This window comes from Nocardioides szechwanensis (genome assembly GCF_900103935.1).
In the GTDB taxonomy this organism is placed as follows: Bacteria; Actinomycetota; Actinomycetes; order Propionibacteriales; family Nocardioidaceae; genus Nocardioides; species Nocardioides szechwanensis.
In genome coordinates, this window is sequence record NZ_FNIC01000003.1 from 99,866 (window position 1) to 115,230 (window position 15,365).

A 15,365-nucleotide genomic window follows, 5' to 3' on the forward strand; every position below is an offset into this window, starting at 1 on the left:
GCTCGCGGTGATGAGCAACCACCCGCCGGACGAGGTCTCTCGACGTTGGCGCCGCAAGGACCGCCCCGAGACGACCGAGACCGTCGAGCAGGCAGCTGCCCGGGCCGCGGAGATGACGTTCGCAGCGGCTCAGGCTGCCTCGCTGCACCGCTCCGCCGAGCTGGCCGCGGCCGAGCAGGCCGCCGAGCGGCTGGTCGCCGAGGAGACCGCCCGCGACGCCCTCAACGCCCGCGAGCAGGCCGACCGCGGCGCCGCCGAGCACGCCCGCCTGGCCGCTGAGGCGCACGAGGCGCGGGCCGCCGCCGAGCGGGTCGTCACCGAGCACGCCTCCGCGCGGGCCCAGGCCGAGGAGGCCGCCACCGAGTCCGCCGTACGACGGGGCGAGGCCGAGGAGGCCGCTCGGGTCGCCGCCGCTGCCGCGGAGGAGGCCGCGACTGCCCGGCTGGTCGCCGAGGAGTCCGCCGCGGCTGCCGCCCAGGGACGTGAGGCCGCCGAGACCAGCGCTGCCGAGCTGGCCCAGCAGGCCTCGGAGGCCGCGACGGCACGGACCGAGGCGGAGCGGGCCGCCGCGCTCGCGGCGCAGGCCGCCGAGGAGGCCGCCGCCGCCCGTGCCGCTGCCGAGGAGGCCGCGGCCGTCGCCGTGCGTGACCGCGAGGCCGCCGAGGCCATCGCCCGCGAGCAGTCGGCCGCCGCCGCCGAAGCCGCCGAGGCCAGGACCCTCGCGGAGCAGGCCGCCACCGAGCAGGCGGCCGCCCGGGAGAGCGCCGAGACGGCTGCCGCCGAGCAGGCGGCCGCGCGCGAGGCGGCCGACCGGGCTGCCGCGGAGTCCGCGCGGCTGGCCGACGAGGCCATGACCGCCAGGCTGGCGGCGGAGGAAGCCGCGACCCAGCGGGCCGAGGCCGCCTTCGCGGCCAGCGAGGCCCGGCTGGGCGCCGAGGAGGGCGGCCGGCTCCAGGCCCTGGCCGCGGCCGAGGCCGCCGAAGGGCGTGCGTCGGCCGAGAGCGCCGCGGCCGAGTCGGCGCAGATCGCCCATCAGGCCAACGAAGCCGCCGCCGAGTCGGCGCAGATCGCCCACCTCGCCAACGAGGCCCGCACCGTGGCCGAGCAGGCCGCCGCCGAGCAGGCCGAGGCGCGTCGTACTGCCGACGAGGTCGCCGCCGAGCACGCCCGCCTCGCCGCCGAGGCCCACTCAGCGCGAGAGCAGGCGGAGCAGGCCGCCGAGGCCACCGCCGTCGAGCGCCTGGCCGCCGAGGAGTCCGGACGCGTCCACGGCGTCGCCGCCACCGAGGCCGCCGAGGCCCGCACCCTCGCCGAGAGCGCCGCCGCCGAGCAGGCCGAGGCCGCCCGGGTCGCTCACGAGGCAGCCGCCGAGCACGCCCGGCTGGCCGCCGAGGCCCACGAAGCACGCACCGCGGCCGACACCGCCGCCGCCGAGCACGCCGCCGGCCGCCGAGCCGCCGACGAGACCGCCGCCGAGCACGCCCGCCTCGCCGCCGAGGCCCACTCAGCACGCACGGCTGCGGAGCAGGCCGCCGAGGCCACCGCCGTCGAGCGCCTGGCCGCCGAGGAGTCCGGACGCGTCCTGGGCATCGCCGCCACCGAGGCCGCCGAGGCCCGCAGCCTCGCCGAGAGCGCCGCCGCCGAACAGGCCGAAGCCGCCCGGGCCGCCCACGAGGCGCGTGAGGCGGCGGAGGCCGCGGCGATCGAGTCGGCCCGCCTGGCCAGCGAGGCCCACGAGGCGCGCGCGGAGGCCGAGCAGCGCGCCGCCGAAGCCCTGGCCGCGCGGGCGGTCGCCGAGGAGGACGCCCGCGCCCACGCCGAGCTCGCGCTGCAGGCCGCCGCCGAGCGGCTCGAGGCCGAGCAGCAGCTCGCCCGCGCGACCGAGGAGGCCGTGGTCCTGCGGGCCGAGCTCACCGAGGCACTCGAGCAGGCGCGCTCGCAGGCAACCCTCCGGGCCGAGGCGGAGCTTGCCGCCGAGAACCGCGCGATGGAGCGCAGCGCGGTCGAGGCCGCCGTACGACGTCAGACCGAGCTGGTCGAGGAGACCATCCGCGAGCGATTGGAGGCGGAGCAGAAGCTCACCGATGTCACGCAGCAGCTCGCCAGCAGGGCGCCGGCCAAGCAGACCAAGCTCATGTCGGAGCCGGCCGACGGCGACGGCGACGCCGCGCCCGCACCGCGCCGGGGCAGGAGCGCCCGGGCCCTCCTGGCCGTCGCGCTCGGCCTGGCCGCGCTCGTGACGGCGGGGGTCGCGCTGTACACCGCCGTCAACGGCGACCTGGTCTCAACCCTGGGGCTGGGCATGTCCGGGCTGACGCTGGTGCTGGCGTTCTTGGCCTGGCAGTCGCGTACCTCCCCCAGCCACGTGAGCATCGACAGCGGCGTCGTCGACATCGAGACCGACGGCCGGCTCTACCGCTTCGACCTGAGCAACGAGGGCGTCGACGTCCGCATGCACGGCCAGCCCGGCGACCGGGACTGGCGCGTCGAGTTCGTCCGCCGCAGCCTGCCACCGTGCGCGGTCACCTCCCGCATGGTCGACCCGCAGGAGTTCGTCTCCGCCGTACGCCGCTACCGCCCCGACCTCTAGATCCGTCCCGTCGGGATAGTCCCTAACACCAGAGCGATGTGGATCGTTCAAAGTTCGCCCTGGTGTTGGGGACTATCCCGGCAATCCCGGAGATGAGCTCAGCCGCGCAGGGCGTCGCCGAGCTTGGCGGCGATCTCGTGGACCGCGGCGGGAGAGCGACGACCGACGCCCACGATGTTGAAGAAGCCGTGGATCTGGTCGGGGTAGCGCCGGAGCTCGACGTCGGCCCCCGCGTCGGTGAGCTTGTGGGCGTAGGCCTCGCCCTCGTCACGCAGCGGGTCGAAGCCGGCGGTGGCCACGAACGCCGGCGCCACGCCGTCGGGGATGTCGGCGAAGAGCGGCGACAGCCGCGGGTCGTGCAGGTCGTGCCCGGCCGGGATGTAGCACTCGTTGGCGAGGTCCATGAACGCCCGGGTCAGGTAGAAGCCCTCCCCGAACATGTCGAAGCTGCGGGTCTGCCGGTCGCAGTCGGTGGCGGGGTAGACCAGCAGCTGGAAGGCCAGCGGCCACCCCCGCCGCGCCGCCTCCAGCGCCACTCCGGCCGCGAGGTTGCCGCCGGCCGAGTCGCCACCCACGGCCAGCCGCTGCGGGTCGCACCCGAGCGACTCCGCGTTGACGACCGCCCACTCGTACGCCGCCAGCGCGTCGTCGTACGCCGCGGGGAACGGGTCCTCGGGCCCCATCCGGTAGTCGATGGCCAGCACCCGCACCCGGGCCTGCTCGGCGAGCACCCGGCACGGGGCGTCGTGCGACTCGAGGTCGCCGTACATGAAGCCACCGCCGTGGAAGAACACCAGCAGCGGCGTCGGGCCGCTGACGTCGGTGGGCGTGTAGAGGCGCGCGGGCAGGTCGCCGACGGGGAAGTCGCGGACGGCGCCGATCGGCTGCTGCCCGGCAGCCAGGCCGGCATGGTGCGCGACCGCGGCTCGGCCCTCAGCGATCGGCAGCGTCTCGGCACCGGGAAGCCGCGCGAGTCGCTGCAGCCGCAGCATCAGCTGCGTCTCGGGCGCCAGCCGCTGCCCGTCGAGCACGACCGGACGACCGGCCAGGCGCGCCTGCACGCTCTCCGGCAGACCCATCGCGGCGCGCAGCAGCACAGCCTCGGCAACCCCGTTGGCGGCGCTCAGCGCCTCACTCGCACCCACGCGAGCAACCTACGTCAGGACACCGCGCGTTCACCGGGCAGTGCCACACTGCGGGCATGGCTCTCGAGATCGTTCCCAACGCCGTCGACGTCGACGGGGTCACCCTCAACGGTGACGACCACGACGGGCATCCCGCCGAGCCGTACGACGTCGACGTGACCTACGAGCCCGACGAGTCGATGCTCTCGTCGATCACCGGCCACACCGACCGGTTCCTCGACCGTGAGCTCTCGTGGCTGCGCTTCAACCAGCGCGTGCTCGAGCTCGCTGAGGACGACACGCTGCCGCTGCTCGAGCGGGCCCGCTACCTGGCGATCTTCACCAGCAACCTCGACGAGTTCTTCATGGTGCGGGTGGCCGGGCTCAAGCGACGGATCGCCGCCGGGCTCGCCGTACGCGCCGCGTCGGGGATGCTGCCCCGCGAGGTGCTCGAGTCGATCTGGACCCACACCCGCGAGCTGAGCGAGCGCCACGCGCGGCTGTTCCGCGAGGAGATCGTCCCGGCCCTGAAGGAGCACGAGATCGAGCTCGTCCGCTGGGACGACCTCGACCGCAACGAGCAGAAGGAGTGCAAGCGCCTCTTCCAGGACCGGATCTTCCCCGTGCTGACCCCGTTGGCCGTCGACCCCGCGCACCCGTTCCCCTACATCTCCGGGCTGTCGCTCAACCTGGCCGTCGTGATCCGCAACCCGAAGAGCGGCACGGAGCACTTCGCCCGGGTCAAGGTGCCGCCGATCTTCGAGCGCTTCGTGCCGCTCGGCAACGCCCGGTTCGTGCCCCTCGAGGACGTCATCGGCGCCCACCTGAAGCGGCTGTTCCCCGGCATGGAGGTGCTGGAGGTCCACACCTTCCGGGTGACCCGCAACGAGGACCTCGAGGTCGAGGAGGACGACGCCGAGAACCTGCTGGCCGCGCTCGAGAAGGAGCTGCTGCGGCGCCGGTTCGGTCCGCCGGTGCGGCTCGAGGTCGAGGAGTCGATCGCCCCCGCGGTGCTCGAGCTGCTGATCTCGGAGCTCGGCGTCTCCCAGGACGAGGTGTTCAAGCTGCCCGGCCCGCTCGACCTGCGCGGGCTGCACGGCATCGCCGACCTGTCGCACGAGGAGCTGAAGTACCCCGCGTTCGTCCCCACGACGCACGCCCTGCTCGCGGAGGTCGAGTCGGCCGCGCCGGTCGACGTCTTCAAGGCGACCCGGCGCAACGACGTCCTCCTGCACCACCCCTACGACTCGTTCGCCACCAGCGTGCAGCGCTTCCTCGAGCAGGCCGCCGCCGACCCGCACGTGCTCGCGATCAAGCAGACGCTCTACCGCACGTCCGGCGACTCCCCGATCATCGACGCCCTCGTCGACGCCGCTGAGGCCGGCAAGCAGGTGCTGGTGATCGTCGAGATCAAGGCCCGCTTCGACGAGCAGGCCAACATCCGCTGGGCCCGCAAGCTGGAGGAGGCCGGCTGCCACGTGGTCTACGGCCTGGTCGGTCTCAAGACCCACTGCAAGCTCTCCATGGTCGTGCGCGACGAGCCCGAGGGGATCCGGCGCTACACCCACATCGGCACCGGCAACTACAACCCCAAGACCTCGCGGACCTACGAGGACCTCGGCATCATCACCACCAACGAGCGGATCGGCGAGGACGTCGCCCACCTCTTCAACAACCTCAGCGGCTGGTCGCGCAACGCGAGCTACGAGGAGCTGCTGGTGGCGCCCGACTCGTTGCGGCGCGGGCTGGTCGACCAGATCCACGCCGAGATCCAGCACCACCGTGCCGGGGAGCCATCCGGGATCCGGATCAAGGCCAACTCGCTGGTCGACGAGAAGCTCATCGACGCGCTCTACCTCGCCTCGCAGGAAGGCGTGAAGGTCCAGCTCCTCGTGCGCGGCATCTGCGCCCTGCGCCCCGGCGTGCCCGGCCTGTCGGACAACATCGAGGTGCGCTCGATCCTGGGACGCTTCCTCGAGCACAGCCGGGTGTTCTGGTTCGAGAACGCCGGGACTCCCGTCGCCTGGATCGGGTCTGCCGACATGATGCACCGCAACCTCGACCGGCGCGTCGAGGTGCTCGTCCGGGTGCCGGGCGAGGAGAGCGTCCGGTCGATCGGGCGGCTGCTCGACCTCGCGTTCGCACCCACGACCAGCGCCTGGGACCTCCACGCCGACGCCACCTGGACCCGCAACGACGGTGCCGTGCATCTCCAGGAGGCGCTGATCGAGAGCCAGCGCAGGCGGCGACCGGGCAGCTGAGCGACCCGGAGCGTCGTACGACGACGGGACCCGGAGTTGCGCGGTCGCGACCGGCACCCCCTAGCATGATGCCGTTCGTCACCGCCACACCAGGAGTTCTCCGTGGGTTTGCGATTCCGCCCGGTCGACACGTCCTTCTACGACCTCTTCACGGAGTCGGCCAACCACCTCGTCAAGGGTGCTGACCTGCTCGCGGAGATGCTCAGCGAGGGCGCCGACCCCGTCGATGTCGGCCAGCGGATGCGCGATGCCGAGCACGCCGCCGACGAGACGACGCACGCCATCGTCAAGCGGGTCAACAGCACCTTCGTCACACCGTTCGACCGCGAGGACATCTACTCGCTCGCGTCCGGCCTCGACGACGTCATGGACATGATGGACGAGGTCGTCGACATGATCCTGATCTACGAGGTGAAGGAGCTCCCGGCCGGGCTCTCCAACCAGGTCGAGGTGCTGCAGCGCTGCGCCGAGCTGACGTCGGCCGCGATGCCCAACCTGCGCTCGATGCAGTCGCTCGACGAGTACTGGATCGAGATCAACCGGCTCGAGAACGCCGGCGACAAGAACCACCGTCGGATCCTGGCCCACCTGTTCTCCGGTGAGCTCAAGACCATCGAGGTGCTCAAGCTGAAGGACATCGTGGAGTCACTCGAGGACGCGATCGACGCCTTCGAGAAGGTGGCCAACATCGTGGAGCAGATCGCCGTCAAGGAGTCCTGACCCACCGTGGAACTCGCGCTCGTCATCGCCGTAGTCGTCGTTGCCCTGACGTTCGACTACACCAACGGTTTCCACGACGCCGCCAACGCCATCGCCACCTCGATCTCGACCCGGGCCCTCACCCCGCGGATCGCGCTGATCATGGCCGCGCTCATGAACTTCGTAGGCGCCTTCCTCGGCCAGGAGGTCGCCAACACCGTCGGTAGCGTGATCTCTCCCGAGATCGGCACGCACGGGCTCGTGATCATCATGTCCGGGCTCCTCGGCGCGATCACGTGGAACCTCATCACCTGGTACTACGGCCTGCCGTCCTCGTCCTCCCACGCCCTGATCGGTGGCCTGGTGGGCGCGGCGATCGCGTCCGGGACCACGGTCAAGTGGGACACCGTGCTGGAGAAGGTCGTCATCCCGATGATCATCTCGCCGCTGTTCGCGTTCGCGGCCGGCTTCGGTGTGATGCTCGCGATCATGTGGATCTTCCGGAAGCGGAACCCGCACAAGATGAATCGGAACTTCCGGTTCCTGCAGACCCTGTCGGCTGCAGCGATGTCGTTGGGCCACGGCCTCCAGGACGCGCAGAAGACGATGGGAGTCATCTTCCTCGCGCTGCTGGCCGGTGACTACGTCGACGCGGGCGACGGGTTGCCGCTCTGGGTGATCGTCGCCGCGGCGGGCGCGATCTCGCTCGGCACCTACTCCGGCGGGTGGCGGATCATGCGCACCCTCGGCCGCCGGATCATCCACCTCGACCCGGCGCGCGGCTTCGCGGCCGAGTCGGTCGCGGCCAGCGTGCTCTACACCACTGCGTTCGTCTGGTCCGCCCCGATCTCCACCACCCACACGATCACGTCCGCGGTCATGGGGGTCGGCGCCACCAAGCGCTTCTCCGCGGTCCGCTGGGGCGTTGCCAAGTCCATCGTCGCGGCCTGGATCCTCACCTTCCCCATGGCCGGCCTCGTCGCCGCCGCCTGCTACTGGGTCAGCCACCTGCTCATCGAGGTCATCCCCTAAAGCTCGCGTCGTCGGGATAGTCCCCAACGGGAGAGCTCTTAAGAGGGCTCTCATGAGCCCTGGGGTTAGGGACTATCCCGGCGATACATCGTCAGTGGCGTCGCCCACGAGGTCGGCGAGGAGGTCACGGACCCGACGGTCGATGTCGTCCCGGATGGGGCGTACGGCGTCGGCGCCCTGGCCGGCGGGGTCCTCGAGCGCCCAGTCCTCGTAGCGCTTGCCCGGGAAGATCGGGCAGGCGTCGCCGCAGCCCATCGTGATCACCACGTCGGAGGCGGCGACGTCCTCGGTGAGCAGCTTGGTGGGGACGTTGCGGGAGACGTCGATGCCGAGCTCGTTCATCACCTCGACCACCGCCGGGTTGACGGTGTCGACGGGCGCCGAGCCGGCGGAGCGTACGGCGACCCGGCCGGCGGCGTGGTGCTCCAGCAGGGCCGCAGCCATCTGCGAGCGGCCTGCGTTGTGCACGCAGACGAACAGCACTTCCGGGACGTGCGGGGCGGCGGTCATGACGTGCTCCTGTTCCAGTCGAAGCGGCGCCGCGCCCAGAGCGCGACGTAGACGAGGCCCACCAGGACGGGGACCTCGATGAGCGGGCCGACAACGCCGGCCAGAGCCTGCCCGCTGGTGACGCCGAAGACGCCGATCGCGACGGCGATCGCCAGCTCGAAGTTGTTGCCGGCGGCGGTGAAGGCCAGCGTGGTCGTGCGCTCGTAGGACATCCGCAGCCGGTGCCCGAGCAGCATCGACAGCCCCCACATGAGAGCGAAGTAGGCGAGCAGCGGCAGCGCGATCCGAGCGACGTCACCGGGCCGGTTGGTGATGGTGTCGCCCTGGAGCGCGAAGAGGATCACGATCGTGAACAGCAGCCCGTAGAGGGCTGCGGGGCCGATCCGCGCGATGAGCTCCGACTCGTACCACTCGCGGCCCTTCGCCTTCTCCCCCAGCCGGCGGGTGAGGTAGCCGGCGAGCAGCGGGATGCCCAGGAAGATCAGCACCGACCGGGCGATCTCCCACACGGACACGTCCAGCGACGACGTGTCGAGGCCCAGCCAGCCCGGCAGCAGCTCGAGGTAGAACCACCCGAGCGCGGCGAACGCGACGATCTGGAAGACCGAGTTGATCGCGACCAGGATCGCGGCGGCCTCGCGGTCGCCGCAGGCGAGGTCGTTCCAGATCAGCACCATCGCGATGCAGCGGGCCAGCCCGACGATGATCAAGCCGGTGCGGTACTCCGGCAGGTCCGGCAGCAGCAGCCACGCCAGCGCGAACATCAGCGCCGGCCCGAGCACCCAGTTGAGCCCGATCGAGGCTACGAGCAGCCGCTTGTCGGCCGTGACGTGGCCGAGCTCGTCGTACCTCACCTTGGCCAGAACGGGATACATCATCACCAGGAGGCCGATCGCGATCGGCAGGCTCACCGACCCGATCTCGACCGCGGACAGCGCGTCGTCGAGACCGTCCACGGTGCGACCGAGCACGAGCCCGACGGCCATGGCGACGCCGATCCAGACCGGCAGGAAGCGGTCGAGCGTCGAGAGCCGATGGAGTACGTCGGTCTCGTCGCGCACGGCGGTGCTCACGCCGGGGCCAGGCTTGCGTCGAAGAGCGTGCCGAGCGCGGCGATCGCCTCGGGGCGGGCGCTGAAGTAGACCCAGACGCCGCGCTTGTCGCGGTCGAGGAGCCCGGCCTCGTGGAGCACCTTGAGGTGGTGGCTGATGGTCGGCTGGGACAGGTCGAAGGCCGGCAGCAGCTCGCACGCGCAGGCCTCGGCGCCGACGCGCGAGAGCACCATCGACATCAGCCGCAGGCGGACCGGGTCGGCCAGCGCCTTGAGCATCGGCACGACCTGGTCGGCGCTCTCGGCCGACATCGGCTCGCGGGCCAGGGGGGTGCAGCAGTCCAGCGGGTCAGATATCGACATATATCAATATTGACAGACGTCGATGCCTTCCGCCACCCCGGGGGCAGTCTTCGCCTAGTCCTCCGCGCGGCGACGCTCGAGCAGCACCGTGTCGCGCCACACGCCGTCGAGCTGGGCGATCCGCGAGCGGACGGCCAGCGTCTGGAAGCCGGCGGAGTGGTGCAGCGCGATGGAGGCGCGGTTCTCCGGGAAGATCGAGGTCTGGAGCGTCCAGAGCCCGCCCCGGTCGGCCTCGGTGACCTGCCGGTGGACCAGCGTCTTGCCCACGCCGCGACCGCGCGCCGCCTGCGCCACGTAGACCGAGGTCTCCCCCACGCCGGCGTAGCAGGCGCGCGCGGAGACCGGCGCGGCCGTGGCCCAGCCGACGACCGCGCCGTCGAGCTCGGCCACCCAGCGGTGGCCGGGGAGCCACTTGCCGTCGAGCTCGTCGGCGGACGGCGCGTCGGTCTCGAACGTGGCGTTGCGGGTGGCGATCCCCTCGACGTAGATGTCGCGGACCACCTCGAGGTCGACGTCGCCCATCGCCCGGGTCGTGACGTCCTCGGGCAAGTCCTCGGGGCAGCAGGGCACCTCCGCGAGGGTGCCCATGACGACGTCGGCGGCGTGCGGCAGGCCCGTGCAGCAGGCGGGGTTGACCGTCACCACCGAGGACGTGCCGACCTTGTCGACGGTCACGAACCCCACCTCGGCCAACCGGCGGACGTGGTGGGAGGTGGTCGACTGGCTGATCCCGAGCGCGGTGGCGAGGTCACCGACCCGCAGCGCGCCTGCGCGCGACGTCGACACCGCGTGCAGCAGCCGCACCCGCGTCGGGTCGGACAGCGTCGCGAACCACTCGGCGTACGTCGTGGCCGCGTCAGCGGGCAGGGCGGGGCTGACCAGGGTCTGCGTCATACCGTCGACCATACATCGATCTTGATCGATGGTTGCATTCATCGATATCGATCGATAGAGTCTCCGCCATGACCCACCACCCCCTCATCATCGTCGGTGCCGGCCCGATCGGGCTCGCCGCCGCTGCCCACGCCCAGTCGCGCGGGCTCCCGACCGTCGTACTCGAGTCCGGCGCCACCGCCGGCGCGGCCGTGCGCCAGTGGGGCCACGTCCGCCTGTTCTCCGCCTGGGGTGAGCTCGTCGACCCGGTCGCAGCGACCCTGCTGTCCGACCGCGGCTGGAGCACACCAGCCCCGACGTCGTACCCCACCGGCGAGGACTGGGCGCGCGACTACCTTGCCCCCCTGGCCGACGCCCTGGCCGCCACGGCCGAGGTCGAGGTGCGCTTCGGGCACCGCGTCACCGCTGTCACCCGCCAGGGCCGCGACCGGATGGTCGACGCCGGGCGCGCGGCGACGCCGTTCGAGCTGCGCGTCGCCACCTCGTCGGGGACCCAGCGGCTGCTTGCGTCCACCGTGATCGACGCCTCCGGCACCTGGGGCGGCCCCAGCCCCCTGGGCGCCGACGGGCTGCCGGCGTACGGCGAGGCGGAGCATGCCGAGCAGGTCACCTACGGGATCCCCGACTTCACGTCGCCCGAGACCGCCGCCCGCTTCGGTGGCCGCCACGTCGCGGTCGCCGGCACCGGCGCCTCGGCGCAGAACGTCCTCGTCGGCCTCACCCAGCTCGCCGAGCGGGTGCCGGGCACCCGCGTCTCCTGGCTCGTACGCCGTGGCGAGACGACCGACGCGTTCGGGGGCGGTGACAACGACCAGCTCGAGGCCCGGGGCGCTCTCGGGAAGGCGGCGCAGGCCGCGGTCGCCGCTGGACCGGTGACCTCGGTGACCGGCTTCCGCACGGCCGAGCTCACCGACGACCCCGACCACCCCGGCATGCTGCGGGTCGTCGGGGTCGACGGCTCGGTCGTGGCGGGCGTCGACGAGGTGGTGGTCGTGACCGGCTTCCGTCCCGACCTCGACTGGCTCTCCGAGGTGCGGCTCGACCTCGACCCGGTGCTGTCGGCTCCCAGGCAGCTGGCGCCGCTGATCGACCCCAACGTCCACTCGTGCGGCACGGTCTACCCCCACGGCGCCGCCGAGCTCGCCCAGCCCGAGCCGGGCCTCTACCTCGCCGGCATGAAGTCCTACGGGCGCGCGCCGTCCTTCCTCGCGCTCACCGGCTTCGAGCAGACCCGCAGCATCGTCGCGGCGATCGCCGGCGACCACGAGGCCGCGGCCCGGGTCGAGCTCACCTTGCCCGAGACGGGCGTCTGCGGAGGCTCGGGGCTCTTCGACGGAGCCCCCGCCGAGGCCGACGGCGGCTGCTGCGGGGCGCCCTCCGAGGAGCTGATCACCATCGGTTCTCGCGCGCAGGCGTGACTCTCGACGCCGGTGCGCTGCGGCGGGTGGTGGCGGTCCTCTGCGCGACCGAGATCGTGTCGTGGGGTGTCCTCTTCTACGCGTTCACGGTGGCGGCTGTGGACATCTCGGACACCGAGGGCTGGCCGCTCACGGCTCTGGTCGCGGTCTTCACCGTCGCGCAGCTCGTCGGCGCCGCGACCGGTGTCTGGGTCGGACGCCACATCGACGCCATCGGTCCGCGCCGGGTGATGACCGCGGGCTCGGCGCTCGCGGTCGTCGCGGTCGTCGCGATCTCGTGGGCGCCGACGCTGGCGACGTACGCAGCCGCGTGGGTGGTCGCCGGCGCGGCGATGTCGGCGACGCTCTACCCGCCCGCGTTCGCGGCCGTCACGCACTGGGGCGGCGAGCACCGCGTACGGGCACTCACCGCGATCACGCTCGTCGCCGGCTTCGCGTCGACGGTCTTCGCGCCGCTGACGGCGTGGCTGCTGACGGTCGGCGACTGGCGCTCGGCCTACCTGGTGCTCGCGGCCGTGCTGTCACTCACCGTCCCGCTGCACTGGTGGGGGCTGCGCGGGCCCTGGACGGCGTCAGTCGTCGTGGTGGATCCCTCGCCGGACGCGGCGGCCTCGCCGGCATCCGCGCCGGAGAAGGTGCGGCTCGAAGGCTTCGTACTGCTCTGCCTGGCGATGAGCCTGGCCGGAGTGAGCGTCTACGCCGTGGTGGTCAACCTCGTCCCGCTGCTCGTCGAGGGTGGCCTCACCACCTCGGAGGCCGCGTTGGCACTGGGCATCGGCGGCGCCGGCCAGGTCGCCGGCCGTCTCCTCTACGCCCCGATGGCGCGTCGCCTCGAGGTCGTCGCCCGCACCCGCGCCACGCTGCTGTTCGCCGGGCTGCTCACCGTCGGCCTGGCGCTGGTGCACCAGCCGCTGGTGCTGGTCGCGGCGATCTCGTTCGCCGCCGGGTCCGCGCGCGGCGTCTACACGCTGCTCCAGGCCACGGCCGTCTCGGACCGCTGGGGAACGGCGTCGTACGGCGCTCGCAACGGCGTACTCTCCGGCGCCGTCATCACCGCCTCCGCCCTCTCCCCCTGGGGCGGAGCACTCCTCGCCGCCGGCCTCGGTAGCTACCAGTCCGCGTTCCTCGTCCTCGCCCTGGTCGCGGTCGCCGCGGCCGGCCTGGTGCCGCGCCTGCCCCGATAGTCCCCAACAGGAGAGCCACTTTCGCGCGCTCCGGTGGCTCTCACGTGAGGGACTACCCCGACGTCCGCAACGACCTGTCTCGGGTTGGTCCGGACACTCGGGCTCAGAGAGTCAGGCGAGGCGGTGTGCGAGCAGGCGCGCCCGCTGGGACTCCGTGAGGGCCCGGCGCTGCGCCACCGTGTCGGTCGAGACCCACCAGGGCGGACGCTGCAGGGTCCAGCGGCGTTCGTCGGCGGTACGGCGCGCGGCGCGGCCGTAGCAGTCGCGCAGGCGCCACTCGAAGTGGTGCGGGTCCGCCAGGTCGGCGGCGAGCATGGTGACGTACTCCAGACCCACGGCACGGAACGCCGCTTCCCGCCGCACGTCCTTCGAGCGCTGCGGCCCGGCGAGGTGGTGCGCGCCGTCGTACTCCCCCACGATGCCGACGACCGGGTCGAGCAGGTCGGGGGTGCCGATCAGCTGTCCGTGCAGGTCGAAGACCGGGACGTTGCAGAGAAGGAGCCGGCCGCCGGGGTCGGGACGCCACGCGAGCCGCATGTCGACCTCCCGTGGGGACCAGGCGTTCTCCTCGGCGAGGGCGAATGCCTCGCGGCACTGCGGGACACCCGTCCAGCCGTTGAGGTGGGGGAGGTAGGCGGCGCACTCGGCCAGGGAGACGATGTCGTTGTACGCCGCCATGTCGAACACCCGCACCGCGGAGCGCAGGTCCGGTGCGTAGCGGGCCTCGAAGCACACCGACCTCGCCGCGATGGTCAGGGGCAACCCGTCGCACATGAGGATCTCGCGCCGGTTGAGCCGCTCCTCGCTGAAGACGACCCCGGGCCGCGAGCGCGCATGGATCATGGTGGCGACCGTGACGTCCCGCAGCGCGCGTTGCCCCTCGACCCACAGGTCGTCGCCACGGAACCAACGCCCGCCCTGCCAGCACAACGCCGCCCATCCGGTCACGCCGCCGTACCCAGGGATCATCTGGGCGGCCTCGACGATCCGCTGCTCGGGGAGCTCGGTGCTCACGTCCGCCGGGACGTAGAGCCCCGGGCTGGAGCGCCGCCACCGTCGACCCCGCGCCTGGGGCTTCGTCGGCCCGCTCACGCCAGCGGGGTCGGTGCGCGCCGGCACCACCACGCCGGGGTGACCCGGGTGGTGACCGGTGGGCGCGTGGATGACCTCCCGTCGCATGCAGACGAGGGTCCCCGATCCCGCCCGCACTCGCGCTCGTCCTCCACAGGCCCTGACGCGGCTGCTGGGCGCCGCACGTCCGGGTTGCCGGGATAGTCCCTAACACCAGAGCGATTGAGAGGGCTCTCATGAGCTCCCCGGTTGGGGACTATCCCGACGAGACGACCTAGCCGAAACGACCGGAGATGTAGTCCTCGGTGCGCTTGTCGGCGGGGTTGGCGAAGATGTTGCTGGTGCGGTCGAACTCCACGAGGAGGCCGGTGCGGTTGCCGGTGGTCTCGTCGGGGCGGGCGGTGAAGAACGCCGTCCGGTCCGAGACGCGGGCGGCCTGCTGCATGTTGTGGGTGACGATGATGATCGTGTAGTCGTCACGCATCTGGAGCATCAGGTCCTCGATGCGCGAGGTGGCGATCGGGTCCAGCGCCGAGCACGGCTCGTCCATCAGGATCACGTCGGGCTTGGTCGCGATGGTGCGCGCGATGCACAGACGCTGCTGCTGGCCGCCGGAGAGTCCGTACGCCGACTGCTTGAGCTTGTCCTTGACCTCGTCCCAAAGGGCGGCGCCCTGGAGCGCCTCCTCGACCAGGTCGTCCATGTTGTCGACCTTCATGCCGGTGACCCGCGGGCCGTAGGCGATGTTGTCGTAGATCGACTTGGGGAACGGGTTGGGCTTCTGGAAGACCATGCCGATCTGGGTGCGTACGGCGATCGGGTCGACCTTGCGGGCGTAGATGTTCTGCCCGTGGTAGGTGACCTCGCCGTCGACCCGAGCCCCGGCCACCAGGTCGTTCATCCGGTTGAGGCAGCGCAGCACCGTCGACTTGCCACAGCCCGACGGCCCGATCAGCGCGGTGATCTCGTGCTTGCCGAAGCTCAGGTTGACGTCGTGGACCGCGTGGAAGTCGCCGTAGAAGACGTTGAGCTTGAGCGCCTCCATCACCGGGTCCGGCGGTACGTCGGGCACCTCGCGCTCGGCGTCGCCATGGAGGCCGGTCATCATCGAGATCTCGCGTCCCTCGGAGTTCGCCGGGCGCGTGGACGCGGTGGCGGGGTGGGTGGA

Annotated in this window: 13 protein-coding genes; 6 read left to right on the forward strand and 7 right to left on the reverse strand. The window is 72.1% G+C overall.

From position 1 onward, the window contains the following. Positions 1 to 10 precede the first annotated feature (10 nt). Positions 11 to 2,590 carry a coiled-coil domain-containing protein gene (locus BLR90_RS20975; protein ID WP_091024753.1) on the forward strand — a complete coding sequence of 860 codons (2,580 nt, stop codon included), beginning with the start codon at positions 11 to 13 and terminating at the stop codon, positions 2,588 to 2,590. A 98-nt stretch (positions 2,591 to 2,688) separates the two neighbouring features. On the opposite strand, the gene BLR90_RS09055 is transcribed toward BLR90_RS20975, so the two are convergent. Further along, positions 2,689 to 3,735, reverse strand: coding sequence for an alpha/beta hydrolase (locus BLR90_RS09055; protein WP_245715225.1), 1,047 nt, complete (start codon positions 3,733 to 3,735; stop codon positions 2,689 to 2,691). A gap of 179 nt (positions 3,736 to 3,914) precedes the next feature. Here BLR90_RS09055 and BLR90_RS09060 point away from each other — a divergent pair, with 179 nt between their 5' ends. The 3 genes from BLR90_RS09060 (at position 3,915) to BLR90_RS09070 (ending at position 7,706) form a co-directional block, all read left to right on the forward strand. After that, the gene (locus BLR90_RS09060; protein ID WP_170254260.1) at positions 3,915 to 5,975 is read left to right on the forward strand and encodes an RNA degradosome polyphosphate kinase; all 2,061 of its coding nucleotides are present in this window, start codon (positions 3,915 to 3,917) and stop codon (positions 5,973 to 5,975) included. A 102-nt stretch (positions 5,976 to 6,077) separates the two neighbouring features. Further along, positions 6,078 to 6,695 carry a DUF47 domain-containing protein gene (locus BLR90_RS09065; protein ID WP_091024757.1) on the forward strand — a complete coding sequence of 206 codons (618 nt, stop codon included), beginning with the start codon at positions 6,078 to 6,080 and terminating at the stop codon, positions 6,693 to 6,695. Positions 6,696 to 6,701: 6 nt separating this feature from the next. Continuing rightward, positions 6,702 to 7,706, forward strand: coding sequence for an inorganic phosphate transporter (locus tag BLR90_RS09070; RefSeq protein WP_091024759.1), 1,005 nt, complete (start codon positions 6,702 to 6,704; stop codon positions 7,704 to 7,706). A gap of 72 nt (positions 7,707 to 7,778) precedes the next feature. Here the strand turns inward: BLR90_RS09070 and BLR90_RS09075 are convergent, their stop codons facing one another. From BLR90_RS09075 to BLR90_RS09090, 4 genes are read right to left on the reverse strand one after another with little or no spacing between them, the layout of a single operon-like run. Continuing rightward, positions 7,779 to 8,216 (reverse strand): arsenate reductase/protein-tyrosine-phosphatase family protein, encoded by a 438-nt coding sequence (locus BLR90_RS09075; RefSeq protein ID WP_091024761.1) that lies wholly within the window; start codon positions 8,214 to 8,216, stop codon positions 7,779 to 7,781. Next, a complete protein-coding gene (gene arsB / locus BLR90_RS09080) occupies positions 8,213 to 9,289 on the reverse strand; it encodes an ACR3 family arsenite efflux transporter (protein WP_091024763.1) in 1,077 nt (358 codons plus the stop codon). The genes BLR90_RS09075 and arsB overlap by 4 nt, the downstream gene beginning before the upstream one ends. After that, the gene (locus tag BLR90_RS09085) at positions 9,286 to 9,630 is read right to left on the reverse strand and encodes an ArsR/SmtB family transcription factor (protein WP_091024765.1); all 345 of its coding nucleotides are present in this window, start codon (positions 9,628 to 9,630) and stop codon (positions 9,286 to 9,288) included. The genes arsB and BLR90_RS09085 overlap by 4 nt, the downstream gene beginning before the upstream one ends. Positions 9,631 to 9,684: 54 nt before the next feature. Then, positions 9,685 to 10,524 carry a helix-turn-helix domain-containing GNAT family N-acetyltransferase gene (locus tag BLR90_RS09090; protein WP_245715226.1) on the reverse strand — a complete coding sequence of 280 codons (840 nt, stop codon included), beginning with the start codon at positions 10,522 to 10,524 and terminating at the stop codon, positions 9,685 to 9,687. A 68-nt stretch (positions 10,525 to 10,592) separates the two neighbouring features. Between BLR90_RS09090 and BLR90_RS09095 the strand changes: the two genes are divergently transcribed. Then, the gene (locus BLR90_RS09095; RefSeq protein WP_091024769.1) at positions 10,593 to 11,942 is read left to right on the forward strand and encodes an NAD(P)-binding domain-containing protein; all 1,350 of its coding nucleotides are present in this window, start codon (positions 10,593 to 10,595) and stop codon (positions 11,940 to 11,942) included. Further along, on the forward strand, positions 11,939 to 13,126 hold the full coding sequence (locus tag BLR90_RS09100; protein ID WP_091024771.1) for an MFS transporter: 1,188 nt from the start codon (positions 11,939 to 11,941) through the stop codon (positions 13,124 to 13,126). Before BLR90_RS09095 ends, BLR90_RS09100 begins: the two co-directional genes overlap by 4 nt. Positions 13,127 to 13,237: 111 nt before the next feature. On the opposite strand, the gene BLR90_RS09105 is transcribed toward BLR90_RS09100, so the two are convergent. Both BLR90_RS09105 and pstB read right to left on the reverse strand, forming a co-directional pair. Continuing rightward, a complete protein-coding gene (locus BLR90_RS09105; protein WP_091024773.1) occupies positions 13,238 to 14,305 on the reverse strand; it encodes a hypothetical protein in 1,068 nt (355 codons plus the stop codon). A gap of 166 nt (positions 14,306 to 14,471) precedes the next feature. Further along, positions 14,472 to 15,242 carry a phosphate ABC transporter ATP-binding protein PstB gene (gene pstB / locus BLR90_RS09110; RefSeq protein WP_218029364.1) on the reverse strand — a complete coding sequence of 257 codons (771 nt, stop codon included), beginning with the start codon at positions 15,240 to 15,242 and terminating at the stop codon, positions 14,472 to 14,474. Positions 15,243 to 15,365: the final 123 nt, after the last annotated feature.

Excerpts from the sequence above, each read along its gene's own strand:
- BLR90_RS20975 (WP_091024753.1), top strand. The coding sequence starts at position 11 with ATGAGCAACCACCCGCCGGACGAGGTCTCTCGACGTTGGCGCCGCAAG.
- BLR90_RS09060 (WP_170254260.1), top strand. The coding sequence starts at position 3,915 with ATGCTCTCGTCGATCACCGGCCACACCGACCGGTTCCTCGACCGTGAG.
- BLR90_RS09075 (WP_091024761.1), bottom strand. The coding sequence starts at position 8,216 with ATGACCGCCGCCCCGCACGTCCCGGAAGTGCTGTTCGTCTGCGTGCAC.
- BLR90_RS09085 (WP_091024765.1), bottom strand. The coding sequence starts at position 9,630 with ATGTCGATATCTGACCCGCTGGACTGCTGCACCCCCCTGGCCCGCGAG.
- BLR90_RS09090 (WP_245715226.1), bottom strand. The coding sequence starts at position 10,524 with ATGACGCAGACCCTGGTCAGCCCCGCCCTGCCCGCTGACGCGGCCACG.
- BLR90_RS09095 (WP_091024769.1), top strand. The coding sequence starts at position 10,593 with ATGACCCACCACCCCCTCATCATCGTCGGTGCCGGCCCGATCGGGCTC.
- BLR90_RS09105 (WP_091024773.1), bottom strand. The coding sequence starts at position 14,305 with ATGCGACGGGAGGTCATCCACGCGCCCACCGGTCACCACCCGGGTCAC.
- pstB (WP_218029364.1), bottom strand. The coding sequence starts at position 15,242 with ATGGAGGCGCTCAAGCTCAACGTCTTCTACGGCGACTTCCACGCGGTC.